General features: G+C 68.2%; 15 protein-coding genes and 1 other RNA gene. 4 read left to right on the forward strand and 12 right to left on the reverse strand.

All coding sequences use genetic code 11. The features are described 5' to 3' along the window. The 6 genes from mraW to AUL33_RS05075 form a co-directional block, all read right to left on the reverse strand. Window positions 1–165, reverse strand: a 165-nt coding sequence (mraW, locus tag AUL33_RS21505) for a 16S rRNA (cytosine(1402)-N(4))-methyltransferase (protein ID WP_082652330.1), incomplete at its 3' end; no start/stop codon positions are given. Beyond that, on the reverse strand, window positions 162–623 hold the full coding sequence (gene mraZ, locus AUL33_RS05055; RefSeq protein WP_062204794.1) for a division/cell wall cluster transcriptional repressor MraZ: 462 nt from the start codon (window positions 621–623) through the stop codon (window positions 162–164). The genes mraZ and mraW, both read right to left, overlap by 4 nt. Window positions 624–1,260: 637 nt before the next feature. Continuing rightward, an RNA gene (gene rnpB, locus AUL33_RS05060) (RNase P RNA component class A) lies at window positions 1,261–1,681 on the reverse strand. A gap of 82 nt (window positions 1,682–1,763) precedes the next feature. Continuing rightward, entirely contained in the window at window positions 1,764–2,312 is a 549-nt protein-coding gene (locus AUL33_RS05065; protein ID WP_062204634.1) for a lytic transglycosylase domain-containing protein, read from the reverse strand. A gap of 203 nt (window positions 2,313–2,515) precedes the next feature. Then, on the reverse strand, window positions 2,516–3,259 hold the full coding sequence (locus AUL33_RS05070; RefSeq protein WP_062204638.1) for an N-acetylmuramoyl-L-alanine amidase: 744 nt from the start codon (window positions 3,257–3,259) through the stop codon (window positions 2,516–2,518). Beyond that, window positions 3,256–3,972, reverse strand: a complete 717-nt coding sequence (locus tag AUL33_RS05075) for a DnaJ family molecular chaperone (RefSeq protein WP_062204642.1) — start codon at window positions 3,970–3,972, stop codon at window positions 3,256–3,258. The genes AUL33_RS05070 and AUL33_RS05075 overlap by 4 nt, the downstream gene beginning before the upstream one ends. A gap of 24 nt (window positions 3,973–3,996) precedes the next feature. Between AUL33_RS05075 and AUL33_RS22035 the strand changes: the two genes are divergently transcribed. The 3 genes from AUL33_RS22035 to AUL33_RS05090 all read left to right on the forward strand — a co-directional run bounded on the left by AUL33_RS22035 (window position 3,997) and on the right by AUL33_RS05090 (window position 6,661). Further along, on the forward strand, window positions 3,997–4,449 hold the full coding sequence (locus AUL33_RS22035) for a hypothetical protein (RefSeq protein ID WP_156419287.1): 453 nt from the start codon (window positions 3,997–3,999) through the stop codon (window positions 4,447–4,449). A gap of 108 nt (window positions 4,450–4,557) precedes the next feature. Beyond that, a complete protein-coding gene (locus tag AUL33_RS05085; RefSeq protein WP_244491988.1) occupies window positions 4,558–5,379 on the forward strand; it encodes a glycoside hydrolase family 25 protein in 822 nt (273 codons plus the stop codon). Window positions 5,380–5,461: 82 nt separating this feature from the next. Then, window positions 5,462–6,661, forward strand: coding sequence for a lytic murein transglycosylase (locus tag AUL33_RS05090; protein ID WP_062204648.1), 1,200 nt, complete (start codon window positions 5,462–5,464; stop codon window positions 6,659–6,661). A 56-nt stretch (window positions 6,662–6,717) separates the two neighbouring features. Here AUL33_RS05090 and AUL33_RS05095 read toward each other — a convergent pair whose 3' ends face one another. The 6 genes from AUL33_RS05095 to AUL33_RS05120 all read right to left on the reverse strand — a co-directional run bounded on the left by AUL33_RS05095 (window position 6,718) and on the right by AUL33_RS05120 (window position 10,715). Continuing rightward, window positions 6,718–7,326, reverse strand: coding sequence for an NAD(P)-dependent oxidoreductase (locus AUL33_RS05095; RefSeq protein WP_062204651.1), 609 nt, complete (start codon window positions 7,324–7,326; stop codon window positions 6,718–6,720). A gap of 87 nt (window positions 7,327–7,413) precedes the next feature. After that, complete coding sequence (locus AUL33_RS05100; protein ID WP_062204654.1) at window positions 7,414–8,373, reverse strand: glycine--tRNA ligase subunit alpha; 960 nt, start codon at window positions 8,371–8,373, stop codon at window positions 7,414–7,416. A 130-nt stretch (window positions 8,374–8,503) separates the two neighbouring features. Continuing rightward, complete coding sequence (locus AUL33_RS05105; protein WP_244491990.1) at window positions 8,504–8,683, reverse strand: hypothetical protein; 180 nt, start codon at window positions 8,681–8,683, stop codon at window positions 8,504–8,506. 86 nt (window positions 8,684–8,769) lie between these two features. Further along, entirely contained in the window at window positions 8,770–9,636 is an 867-nt protein-coding gene (locus AUL33_RS05110) for a S49 family peptidase (protein ID WP_062204658.1), read from the reverse strand. 73 nt (window positions 9,637–9,709) lie between these two features. Beyond that, entirely contained in the window at window positions 9,710–10,510 is an 801-nt protein-coding gene (locus tag AUL33_RS05115) for a tRNA1(Val) (adenine(37)-N6)-methyltransferase (RefSeq protein ID WP_062204659.1), read from the reverse strand. After that, window positions 10,488–10,715: a DUF2007 domain-containing protein gene (locus tag AUL33_RS05120; protein WP_062204662.1), complete on the reverse strand. Its 228-nt coding sequence runs from the start codon at window positions 10,713–10,715 to the stop codon at window positions 10,488–10,490. The genes AUL33_RS05115 and AUL33_RS05120 overlap by 23 nt, the downstream gene beginning before the upstream one ends. Window positions 10,716–10,946: 231 nt before the next feature. Here AUL33_RS05120 and AUL33_RS05125 point away from each other — a divergent pair, with 231 nt between their 5' ends. Beyond that, window positions 10,947–11,882 carry a polyprenyl synthetase family protein gene (locus AUL33_RS05125; protein ID WP_082652331.1) on the forward strand — a complete coding sequence of 312 codons (936 nt, stop codon included), beginning with the start codon at window positions 10,947–10,949 and terminating at the stop codon, window positions 11,880–11,882. Window positions 11,883–12,014 lie beyond the last annotated feature (132 nt).

The raw sequence follows: 12,014 nt of genomic DNA on the forward strand, positions 1-12,014 counted from the left end.
ACGCAAAAGGGCGGCTGAATAGCCGCCCGCCCCGAACGTCCCGTCGACCATCAGGTCGTCCGGTTGCGGGTCGAGTGCATCGAGGACAGCGCCGAGAAGCACCGGAATGTGACGAACCGGTCCGCCATCGGCAGGCTCCTCGGCCATGCCGTGATCCGTCATCATTCCGGTGTACTCTCTGACACGCCCCGACCGCCGCGCCGCGCGGTCAAACGCGCGCGCGCCTCGGCCCTGTGGGCTTCGAACCGGGATGGCTCCCAGAGTTGGAAGAAGTGGCTGCGCCCCACGAAGGCGACGCGGTCAGTGATGCCGGTGTGGGCGCGGATGAAATCCGTCACCATGATCCGGCCTTCCGAATCGAACTTCAGGAAGGCGCCGTCTCCATAGGCGAAGAGCGACATGTCGGCGTACTCCTCGCTGAACGGATCTTCCTGCGCCATCCGGGTTTCGTAGCGCTCGAGAAGATCCATGCCCCCGACGTCGATGGCCGGCTGGCCGATCGCCTGCAATGCGTAGAGTTCGCCAAACCCCTTGGCGGCGAGAACCTGCCGAAACGGAGCGGGAACCGACGCCCGTCCCTTGGCGTCGATGTTGTTGACCGAGTTGGACAGGAAACGGTCCAGCACCCCCAACACACCACCCTCGTTTCGAACACTCCCGTATTCGGTTGCTCCGCGAGGACCGAAGCGGGCGCGATCTCCGGACATGGACGTGCGGCACGACAGGAAAGCCCTCTCGCGCACCCCAATCGAACGATCGGGGAACACAACTGCCAATGGTGGAATTCGGCCCGCACGACCCCGCGAACTGTGAAAAATGGGATAACATGGGACCCCATGGGGGTCAATGGGATCGGGCACGCCGCATCGGACGTTCAGATCGAAACCCAATCGTTGCGAAACGGCAACGTCGGCAGCATTAACAAAGGGTTAACGATCTACCGTATCGGTGTCCGGCCAGGGCTTCGCCAGCCCTGTGCAGTGCAAAAAGCCATTGGATTCAGGGCTTTCGCGAGGTCTTGAAGAGTCGGACAAAATGATGCCGAGACGCCCGCCGGCCTCTGGCTCGAACACTCGTATTGAGAGATGCCGGGGACCGGCGCGGGCGGCGCCGTGCTTGGGATGCGGAGGGCTAAGACGGGAGATCGTCGGTGTGGGACGCGATCCCACGCCGCTCTCCGGAGCGAAGGGCCGCGGCTCGGGACGGAGCAGCGTTCGCATCGGACGGCCTTTCGGCACCGAGCTGTGATGGCGGGGAGACGAGACCAGTCGGCCTATAAGCCGGGTTCTGTGCGACAGCTTGCGCTGCCCGGCGACCATTCCTCTGGGACGCCGCTCGCGCGGCGCCTCCTGCAACCCACCCGAACGACCGGCCCGGAGAGGGCTGGCGGTTTCCCGCCGCGTCGTTCCTATTCGGTCTTGCTCCCGGTGGGGTTTGCCCTGCCGCCCCTGTTGCCAGCGGCGCGGTGGGCTCTTACCCCACCGTTTCACCCTTACCTCCCATGGATCGACGCCCGCGGGAAACCCCGTGGACCCCGGATGGAAGGCGGTCTGTTCTCTGTGGCACTGTCCCTAGGGTCGCCCCCGCCGGACGTTATCCGGCACCGTTTCTCCGTGGAGCCCGGACTTTCCTCTCCCGCCGTCTTTCGACACATGACGAGAGCGGCCGCCCAGCCGACTGGTGCGCGGGGTGTCGCCCGGCAGGACGGCCAAGTCAACCGGGCAGAGCGCCCGGAGAGCCGAGCGCGGGGTCATCGGTGCGCCTCAGATCGAGGCGAGGACGACCTTGACCTTCTCGCAGTAGCGGGCGGAGGTCGGGTTCATGCGCTTGGAATAGTGCCCGGCATTGTACTTGAGGATGGTGCCGCACAGGGTGCCGCCGCCGCGACGCTCGGCGCCGGCGAGGTAGCGCATGCCGTACTTGATGTTCACGGCCGGATTGTAGAGCGCGTTCTTGTCGCCCTCGAAGCCCATGTCGCGGGCGGTAGCGGGCTTGATCTGCATCAGGCCGATCTCGCCGGCGCGGCCGGTGACGTCGACGCGGTAGTTGCTCTCCACCGCGACGATGGCGTGGGCCAGTTCGACGGGAACGCCGGCGGCCTTGGCCTCGCGCTCGATGATGTCGGCGAAGGGTCGGCTGCGAAGGCTCTCCGTCTCGGGCGTGTCCGCCGTGTCGGCGGTGTCGGTCGCGTCAGAGGCGGCGGGCTTTCCCACCGGTGCGAGGGAGGTCGAGGAAGCAGTGTCGGCAAGTGCCCCGGAAATCTGGGCAAGCAGAAGCGTCACGGCGCAAGCCATGGCAGGCAGTCTTCTCATTTTCGTCCTAGCGGATTATCGGCGGAACCCCGTCAAACGCTCGGGTCGCCGTCCCCATTCTTGCCGCAAGATCCGCAGCGGCGGTGACGGCGGGTTTGTGACGGCCAAATGAACCGCGAATGTGATCCGTTGGTAACGGAATGTTAAAATCTGAAATAATAGCGCGATTTCTGCGGCTGGAAACCGGCGCCTGGAGGTCCCGATCAGCGGCTGACGAGAAGCTTGTGCAGGGTCGCGATCACGCCCGCGTCGGCGACGCCGTCGAGGCGCTGCGGGCGAAAGTGGCGCTGGAACGCGACGGTCGCGAGGCGCGTCTCATCCCCGAAGATACCGTCGATCGACACCCCGTAGCCATAGGCGGCCAGCAGGCCCTGATAGGCCTCGACCGGCTGCCCCCGGTCTCCCTGCATCAGGAAACGACCGCCGCTCGATAGGGCGGGCTCGACCCAGTGTCCAATGCCCGCGCGAAAAAGTTGATCCCACGGGAACAACTCGCCGGGATCTTCTTTCCTGGCGGGTGCAATATCGGAGTGAGCGAGGATCCCGACGGGTGGGATCGACCACCGCTCGCCGCAATCTCGACACAGTTCGATCACGACGCGCATCTGGACGTCGGGGAACGGCCGGTAGCCGTGCTCGTGCCCGGGATTGACGATCTCGATGCCCATCGAGCGCGAGTTGAGATCCTGCGATCCCTGCCAGAACGACACGCCGGCATGCCAGGCGCGGCGCATCTCGGGAACCAACTGCAGGATGCGCCCGTCCTCTTCGACCACGTAATGGGCCGATACGGAGCTGGCGGGATCGGTCAGTCGCTCGATGGCGGCCTCGCCGCTGACCATGCCGGTATAGTGGAGGATGATGAGGTCGGGCACGCGGCCGTCCGGCCGCTCGCCGTGATTGGGCGAGGCGACGACCCGATCGACGAGCGCGCTGTCGGGCGTCACGTGACCGCCAGCTTGCCGACCGTCGCCCAGGCAGCGTTGATCGCCTTCATCCGCTCGGTGGCGATGGCCATGAACTCCTCGGGGACGCCGCGCGCGGCCAGCCGGTCGGGATGGTTCTCACGCACGAGGGCGAGATACCGCTTGCGCATCGCCTCGGGCGAATCGGTCGGCTGGACGCCGAGCACCGCGTAGGCGCCGGCCTCGCCGCCGCGCACGTGCCGCGCCTTCAGGTTCTCGAACTGCGCCTCGGTGAGCCCGAAGAGCTGAGCGACACGGTGCAGGAAGGCCAACTCGCGCTCATGGACGATGCCGTCGGCGCCGGCGATGTGGAACAGGCCGTCGAGGACGTCGCCGAGCAACGCGCAATCCTCGTCGCCGGTCTCGCACAGAGACCGCATCCGGGCGGCGTAGCTTTCGAAGCCGGCCGTGTCCTGCTGGGCGAGGTCGTAGAGGCGGAAGACGTTGCGCACCTCCTGCGGCGGGATCTTGAAGATCCGGCGGAAGGCGGAGATCTCGGCCTGGCTGACGACACCGTCAGCCTTGGCCATCTTGGCCGAGAGCGCGATCATCGCGACCGAGAAGGCCACGCGACGGCGTGTGGCGCGATCGTCGGAATAACTGGCGCGAACGCGCTCGACGAGCGCCTCGATCGTGGAAGCGCCGCTGGAGGCGAGGTCGCGGAGCAGTTGCCCCAGACTCGAGAAGATCGACATGGGTTTCGTTCCCACCGGCGACCGATGCGCCGCCGTCCCGGTTCTATCGCGTCGCAGCGAGAGACGGAAGCGCTGCAACCGGCTTCCCGTCGCCATCCGTCTGAATCGAAAAGCCCGCAACGCTCGGCGCTGCGGGCCCGGATATCGTTGCGATCCAGCGTCAGGCGCCGGGATCACCTCGATCAGTTGGTGGTGGTCGTGCCGGTCGTGCCCGTCGCAGGAGCCATCGTTCCCGTGGCCGGCGCCGTGGTGGTCGTGGTCGACGGGGTCGTCGTCGTGGTCGCGGCCGGCGGAGTCGTGGTGGTCGTCGCGGCCGGCGTCGAGGAGCTGTTGTCCGAGCAGGCTGACAGAGCCAGAAGGGCGGCGGCGCCGAGAGCGAGAGAGATCGTCTTCATTGTTCTGGTTTCCTGTTCAAGGGTCGTCCCACCGCACAACGGCTTCACCTCGGTTTGGTTCGGATCTTTCGATCACGCATGATGTCAGCGCATTACACGGCATCACTCACAACGGGGTGAGACGGCCGATCGAGCCAGCCTCGGGCCAGCTTTCGGCGCCAGGGTCGCGGAACCCATGCGAAGGACGCCGATGCCGCTCCCCCTCTTCCGCGCGAGCGCTTCGCGCGCTTCGACCCCAGGCGGCCACCGGCCGGGCCGCGCCGTCGCGATGATCGGCGCCTTGGCCGCGACGCTGCTTCTGGCGGCTTGCCAGAGCGCCTCGCTCGACGCGCGCGACCTCGGGCTGACCGGCGTCTCCGGCACGCGGCCCGACCATTATCCCGTCCACGGAATCGACGTCTCGAAATATCAGGGCGAGATCGACTGGAGCGCCGCCAAGCGCGGCGGCGTCGCCTTCGCCTACATCAAGTCCACCGAAGGCGGCGACCGCGTCGATTCGGCGTTCGCACGCAACTGGAAGGACGCCAAGGCCGCCGCGATGCCGCGCGGCGCCTATCACTTCTTCTACTGGTGCAGGCCGGGCGCCGAGCAGGCCCGCTGGTTCATCGCCAACGTGCCGAAGGACCCGGCCGCCCTGCCCCCGGTGCTCGACGTCGAATGGACGCCAGACTCGCCGACCTGCACGCGCCGCCCGCCGCGCGACGAGATGGTGCGCGAGATGACGGCCTTCATGGACGCGCTGGAGCGCCATTACGGCGTGCGCCCGATCATCTACGCGCCGATCGACATCCACCGCGACCGGCTGGTCGGCACCTTTCCGAACCATCAGTTCTGGTTGCGCGGGGTGAAGGACCACCCCGACACGAACTACACCGAGCGCGACTTTCGCTTCTGGCAGTGGACGGCGACCGGGACGGTGCCCGGCGTCACCGGCGAGGTCGATCGCAACGCTTTTTCCGGCACGCGCGACGACTGGCAACGCTGGCTCGCGGCACACAGCACCGGGTCCTGATCTCAGCCCGCTTCTTCAAAGCGCCGTTATTGGCGGCTTGAGGATGCGCCATCTCCTTCGATCCACAAGGTTCCCCGTCTCCATGACCGCACCGCTGACGCGCATCGCCGTTCTCACCCTCGCCCTTCTCGGCGGCGTCTCCGCCGCCGCGGCCCAGGCGCCCCAATGCGGCGGCGACTTCGGCCAGTTCCTGCAGGGCGTGCGGGCCGAGGCCGCGGCCAAGGGCATCTCCGCGGGCGCGATCGAGGCCTCGCTCGCCAATGTCCGGCAGGACGAGAAGGTGCTGGCGCGCGATCGCGGCCAGGGCGTCTTCCAGCAGGCCTGGAGCCAGTTCCAGGGCCGCATGGTCAACAAGGACCGCCTCGCCCGCGGTGTCGCGAACCTGAAGAAATACGCCTCGACCTTCCGCGAGGTGGAGGCCGCGACCGGGGTTCCCGGGCCGGTGATCGCCAGCTTCTGGGGCCTGGAGACCGATTACGGCGCGGTGCTCGGCGATTTCGACACACTGAGCGCGCTCGCCACGCTCGCCCACGACTGCCGCCGCCCGGAGATCTTCCGCCCGCATCTCCTCTCGGCGATCGAGCTCGTGGACAAGGGGTACCTGCGCCCGAACCAGATGAAGGGCGCCTGGGCCGGAGAACTCGGCCAGACGCAGATCCTGCCCGAAGACTACGTCGCCTTCGGCACCGACCAGGACGGCAACGGCGAGGTCAATCTCCTCACCGACGTCCCCGACGTGCTGATGACCACCGGCAAGTTCATCCAGTCGATGGGCTGGCGTCGCGGCGAGCCCTGGCTGGAAGCGATCCGCATTCCCGCCGACTTCCCCTTCGATCGCGCAGCGCTCGTCAACAAGGAGCCGCGTTCGGAGTTCGCCCGGCTCGGCGTCACCAAATCGGACGGCTCGGCCCTTGAGCGCGACGGCATGATGGCCTCGATCATCCTGCCGCAGGGCAAGGGCGGGCCGGCCTTCCTCGCCTTCCCGAACTTCGACATCTATCTCGAGTGGAACAACTCGCTGACCTATTCGCTCACCGCCGGCTATTTCGGCACGCGGCTGGCGGGCGATCCCGCCGTGGACATGGGCAACCCGCAGCCGGGCCTCGACGGCGAGAGCATGAAAACGCTGCAGCAGACGCTGGCCTCCAAGGGCTACGACGTCGGGAAAATCGACGGCATCCTCGGCGCCAACACTCGCGCCGCGGTGCGCGAGGAGCAGATCAAGATGGGCGTCGCCGCCGACGGCTGGCCGACCGCGCAGTTCGCCTCGGCGCTGCGCTGACCCCATCGAACGGATGACGAGGGGCGCCTTCAGGGGCGCCCCTTTTTCGTGGGCGGTCAGTAGCCGACGGTGAAGCGCCCGCGGACGTGGCGAGGCGTCTCCAGCTCGTCGACGAGCGCGATCGCATAGTCCTCGAAGGAGATGCTGGAGCCCTGATCGTTGGCGAGCAGCGCGTCACCGCCGAGGCGGAAGGTGCCGGTGCGCTCGCCCGCCGTGAAGACGGCCGAGGGCGAGAGGAAGGTCCAGTCGAGATCGTCGATGGTTCGCAACTGGTCGAGGAAGGCCGCGCCTGCGCTCGCCTCGGCCTTGTACTCGGCGGGGAATTGCGGGCTGTCGATCAGACGGACACCCGGCGCGACTTCCAGGCTGCCGGCGCCGCCAACCACGATGTAGCGCTTCACGCCGGAGGCGCGCACGGCCTCGATCAGCTTGTCCGGGTCGCTCGCGCTGAAATGCACCGAACTCACCACGGCGTCGTGCCCGGTCAGGATCCGGCCCAGCGCCTGGGCGTCGGCGACGTCGCCCGCGAGCGAGGTGAGGCCATCGCGCTCGACGATCTTCGAGGGATTGCGGGTGATCGCGGTGACGGAATGGCCGCGGCGAACCAGTTCGTCGAGAATGCGGGACCCGGCCTGGCCGGATGCGCCGATGAGGGCGACCTTCATGGTGCGTCTCCTGTTGCGAGAAAGCGCACCATGCGAGATCGGGTCGCGGCTGCGAAGCCCCGCGGCCGGTGGACGGACCGTCGCCGTTCAGGCCGCGACGGGCACCCGCGGCACGTATCCGGCGCCGCCCGCTTCCGTCATCAGGAAGGCTTCGCCGCAGGCCTTGGCGAGCGTGCGAACGCGCAGGATGTAGCTCTGGCGCTCGGTGACGGAGATGACGCCGCGCGCGTCGAGGAGGTTGAAGACGTGGCTGGCCTTGATTGCCTGATCGTAGGCGGGCAGCACGCAGCGATGCAGCGCCTCGCCCGCGAGCGGCGCGCCCGCGGCCAGGATGGCGGCGCATTCGCGCTCGGCATCGTCGAAATGCGTCAGCAGCATCTTCGTGTCGGCGATCTCGAAGTTGAACCGCGAATATTCGCGCTCCGCCTGTAGGAAGACGTCGCCGTAGGTGACCTTCTCGTCGCCCTCGCGGCCGTTGAAGTTGAGATCGTAGACGTTGTCGACGTTCTGGACATACATCGCCAGACGCTCCAGCCCGTAGGTCAGCTCGCCCGCCACCGGCGCGCATTCGATGCCGCAGACCTGCTGGAAATAGGTGAACTGCGAGACCTCCATCCCGTCGCACCAGCACTCCCAGCCCAGGCCCCAGGCGCCGAGCGTCGGGCTCTCCCAGTCGTCCTCGACGAAGCGGATGTCGTGCAGCGCCATGTCGACGCCGATCGCCTTCAGCGAGCCGAGATAGAGCTCCTGCAGGTTCGGCGGGTTGGGCTTCAGGATCACCTGATACTGGTAGTAGTGCTGGAGCCGGTTGGGGTTCTCGCCGTAGCGGCCGTCCTTGGGCCGGCGCGAGGGCTGCACATAGGCGGCGTTCCACGGCTTGGGGCCGAGCGCGCGCAGCGTCGTGGCGGGGTGGAAGGTGCCAGCGCCGACTTCCATGTCGTAGGGCTGCAGCACCACGCAGCCGTAATCGGCCCAGTAGCGATGCAGCGCGAGGATGAGGCCCTGAAACGAGTGTTCGGGCCGCATGTGCGGGGCGAGATCGGACATGGCAGCGGACCTTGGGCTTCTGGCGTCGGCGGCATGCGCGCCGCTCTTCTGGCGAGCGAGTTGCCACGGCGCCCGACCGGGGGTCAAGTCGGACCCGGCCGATCAGGCCCAGCACCGGCCCGGGGGCCGGTCAGTCCTTGCGCAGGCGATAGACCCCGTCCGGCCCCCGTTCGAGCGTGCCCTGCGAGCCCGAGCGCATTTCCTGCTCGGAGCGTCGGTTGCGCTCGACGACGCGGACCGTCTCCTTGCGCAGCTGCTGATAGCCGAAATAGGCGGCGGCGCCGACGATTCCGAAGAGGACGAGAGGCATGAGACTGACCATGGTTTCGACTGCTGCGGATCATGGGGGCGGGTTGGGGCCAACGTATGGCATCCCCGTCCCGCCGCCAAGCCGGATCAGAGCCCGTAGCGCGCCCAGAGCGCCCGCTCCTCGGCCGCCTCCAGAAGACCCGCACCGAGCGATGCCCCCAGCGCGCCGGCGTCGAAGCCGGCGACCGCGCCCGCCGCACGCCGCCCGAACAGGCCGCGCCGTCCCTGAATCACCGCCAGCCTGGTCTTCGGCCCGTAATGCTCGCGCACCACGCCGCGCAGGTCCCCGAGCCGGTCAACGAGACCGAGTTCCAGCCCCCTGGTGCCCGACCAGAACAGGCCGGTGAAGAGATCGGGATGATCGGCGAGCTTCGGCCCGCGCCGCGACTGGACGAGGTCGATGAAGGTCTTGTGGACGTCGAGCTGCAGGGCCTTCAAGTGCTCGACGTCTTCCGGGCGCTCCGGGCGGAACGGGTCGAGCGTCGCCTTGTTCTGCCCCGCCGTATGGACGCGGCGTTCGACGCCGAGCTTGGCGATGAGATCGACGAAGCCGAAGCCGCCCGAAACGACGCCGATCGAGCCGACGACGGTGGAGGGATCGGCGATGATCTCGTCGCCGGCGCACGCGATCATGTAGCCGCCCGAGGCCGCCAGATCCTCGCAGGCGACGATGACGTGCTTCTTCTTCTCCTCCGCGAGGTCGCGGATGCGCTGGAAGACGAGGCGCGACTGAACGGGCGAGCCGCCCGGCGAGTTGATCGAGATCGCCACGGCCGGCGCGTCCTTCATCGCGAAGGCGCGCTCGAGCAGTGGCGCGACGGAGGCGAGCGAGATCGACTGGCGGAACGGCCCGCCCCCACCCGCCATGACGACGCCGCTGAGCCGCACCACGGGGACGACGGTTTCCTCCCGGCGGAAGCGCTTGGGAAGGAACTTGCGGATCGCGTTGGCCAAGATGTGCCCTGAAGGTTCGATGGATCGGAGCGCCCGATGTAGGTTCGCGCCCGCCCTTTCGCCAAGGCGGCGCCTACGCCTCGTCCAGAATGCCGCGGATGTGATGACACCCCAGAGAAATCCGCTCGCGCATTTCGGCATCGAGGACGAGCGGGGGAAGGATGCGGATCGGCTCGCGCGAGCCGGCGACGGCGCCGAGCAGGATGCGGCTCGCGGGTGCGTCGACATCCCGATGCACGGCGAGAAGGCGCAGCGAGCCGAAGCGGTTGTCGGCCGCCGGCAGGAGGTCGCGCAGGTTTTCCGGTCGCCCGATCAGCGCCAGTCGCCCTCCCGGCCGCAAGAGCGCTGCCGCCACCGCGATCCAGCGCGCCAGGAAATCGGCGCCGGGAATGGCACGGGCCTCGTCGCGCAGTGGATCGGGCGAGCGCCGCTGGCCGGCGGGATGAAAAGGCGGGTTGGTCAGCACGAGATCGTAGGCGCCGTCCCGGAGCCCAGCAGCCTCGCGGGCCGCGCGGGGGCTCAGGAGATCCGCCACCCGCACCGCCAGCCGCCCGGCCAACGCCGCGTTCGCGCTTAAACGCCGCGATCGCTCGGCGAGCGCGGCGATCTCGGCGTTGCGCTCGGCCAGATCGAGATGGATGCCGTCGGCGCGGCAGGCGGCCGCGAAGGCCACGGCGCCGCTGCCCGCCCCCATGTCGAGCGCCCGGCCCGCCATGGCGTCGCCGACGCAGGCGGCGAGCAGCAACGCGTCATGCCCGGCGCGAAAGCCGCGACCGGCCGGCTGGACCAGATGGAAGGCGCCGCGCAGGAACGCGTCCGTGCTCGTCGCCGCGTCGGGCGCCGACGCGCCCTCAGGCGGGATCGGAGAGTTCATGGCCGAGCTCGGCGTCGCGCAGCAGGCGACGGGCGTCCTCGATACGTTCGCCGTCGACGAGCATGCGCCGGGGAATGGCGCCGATCGAGCCGTCGAGGACGCTCATATGGCCGTCGGCGAGAAAATGCTCGATGCCGGAATCCTTCAGAAGGGACCCCACGAAGGAGAGCAGAACGGGGTCGTTGGAGCGGATGAGTTCGAGCATGGGCGTGACTTGGCGCGAAACGGCCCCACATCGCAAGGGACGAGGCAGCCGATCGCGCCTCGTTCCAAACCCGGAACGGACGGCGCGGCACTTTCCGCACTTGCCGCTGCGCGCTCGCCCCGCTATGCCGCGCGCAACCAACGGAGAATTTTCGTGAGCCTAGCCAGTGCCGTGGGTCAGACCCGAACGGTCGCCTCGATCGATCCGATCCTCGGGCTGACCCGGTCCGACATGGACCGCGTCAACGCGCTCATCCTCTCCATGGCCGGCTCGAACGTCGAGCTGATCCCGGAGATCGCGGACCACCTGATCTCCTCGGGCGGCAAGCGCCTGCGCCCGATGCTGACGATCGCCTCGGCGCTCGCCTTCGGTTACGAGGGCGACGGCCATGTCCGGCTCGCCGCGAGCGTCGAGTTCCTGCACACCGCGACCCTGCTGCACGACGACGTGGTGGACGAAAGCGATTTGCGGCGCGGCCGCAAGACGGCGCGCACCATCTGGGGCAACCAGGCGAGCGTGCTCGTCGGCGACTATCTTCTCGGTCAGGCCTTCAAGATGATGGTCGAGGTCGGCTCGATGCGGGCGCTCGCCATTCTCTCCAACGCCTCGGCGGTGATCGCCGAGGGCGAGGTCTGGCAGCTCTCGGCCGCCAAGCAGATGACCACGAGCGAGGCCGACTACACGGCCGTGATCGAGGCCAAGACCGCCGCGCTCTTCGCTGCCGCCGCCGAAGTCGGTCCGGTGATAGCCGGGGCAGGCGATGCCGCAGAAAAGGCGATGGCCGCCTACGGCCTTAATCTCGGCCTCGCCTTTCAGCTCGTCGACGACGTGCTCGACTATGGGGGGTCGGCCTCCTCGCTCGGCAAGAATGTCGGCGACGACTTCCGCGAGGGCAAGATCACGCTGCCCGTGATCCTCGCCTATGCGGCAGGCACCGAGGACGAGCGGGCCTTCTGGCGCGGAGCCATGGAGGAAGGCCGCAACGACGACGCGGCGCTCGCCCGCGCCCGCCAGCTGATCGAACGCCACGGCGCGCTCGAGGCGACGAAGGACCGCGCCCGGCGCTACGGACAGGCCGCGAGCGCTGCACTCGACGGCGTGCCGGCGAGCCGCAGCCGCGAGGCCCTCCTCGCCGTGGTCGATTTCTGCATCGAACGCATCAACTAGGGACGCATCGCCGCGCCTGCGTCTGCCCTCGGCCCCGCGTCGCAAAATAAACATCGTGCGCGGTGAAGGATCGGCCAACGCTTTGCGCGGCCGCGCGAACGGCGATAGAGCTTGGGCCGATCGTGCTCGGCG

The organism is Aureimonas sp. AU12, from assembly GCF_001463705.1.
In the GTDB taxonomy this organism is placed as follows: Bacteria; Pseudomonadota; Alphaproteobacteria; order Rhizobiales; family Rhizobiaceae; genus Aureimonas.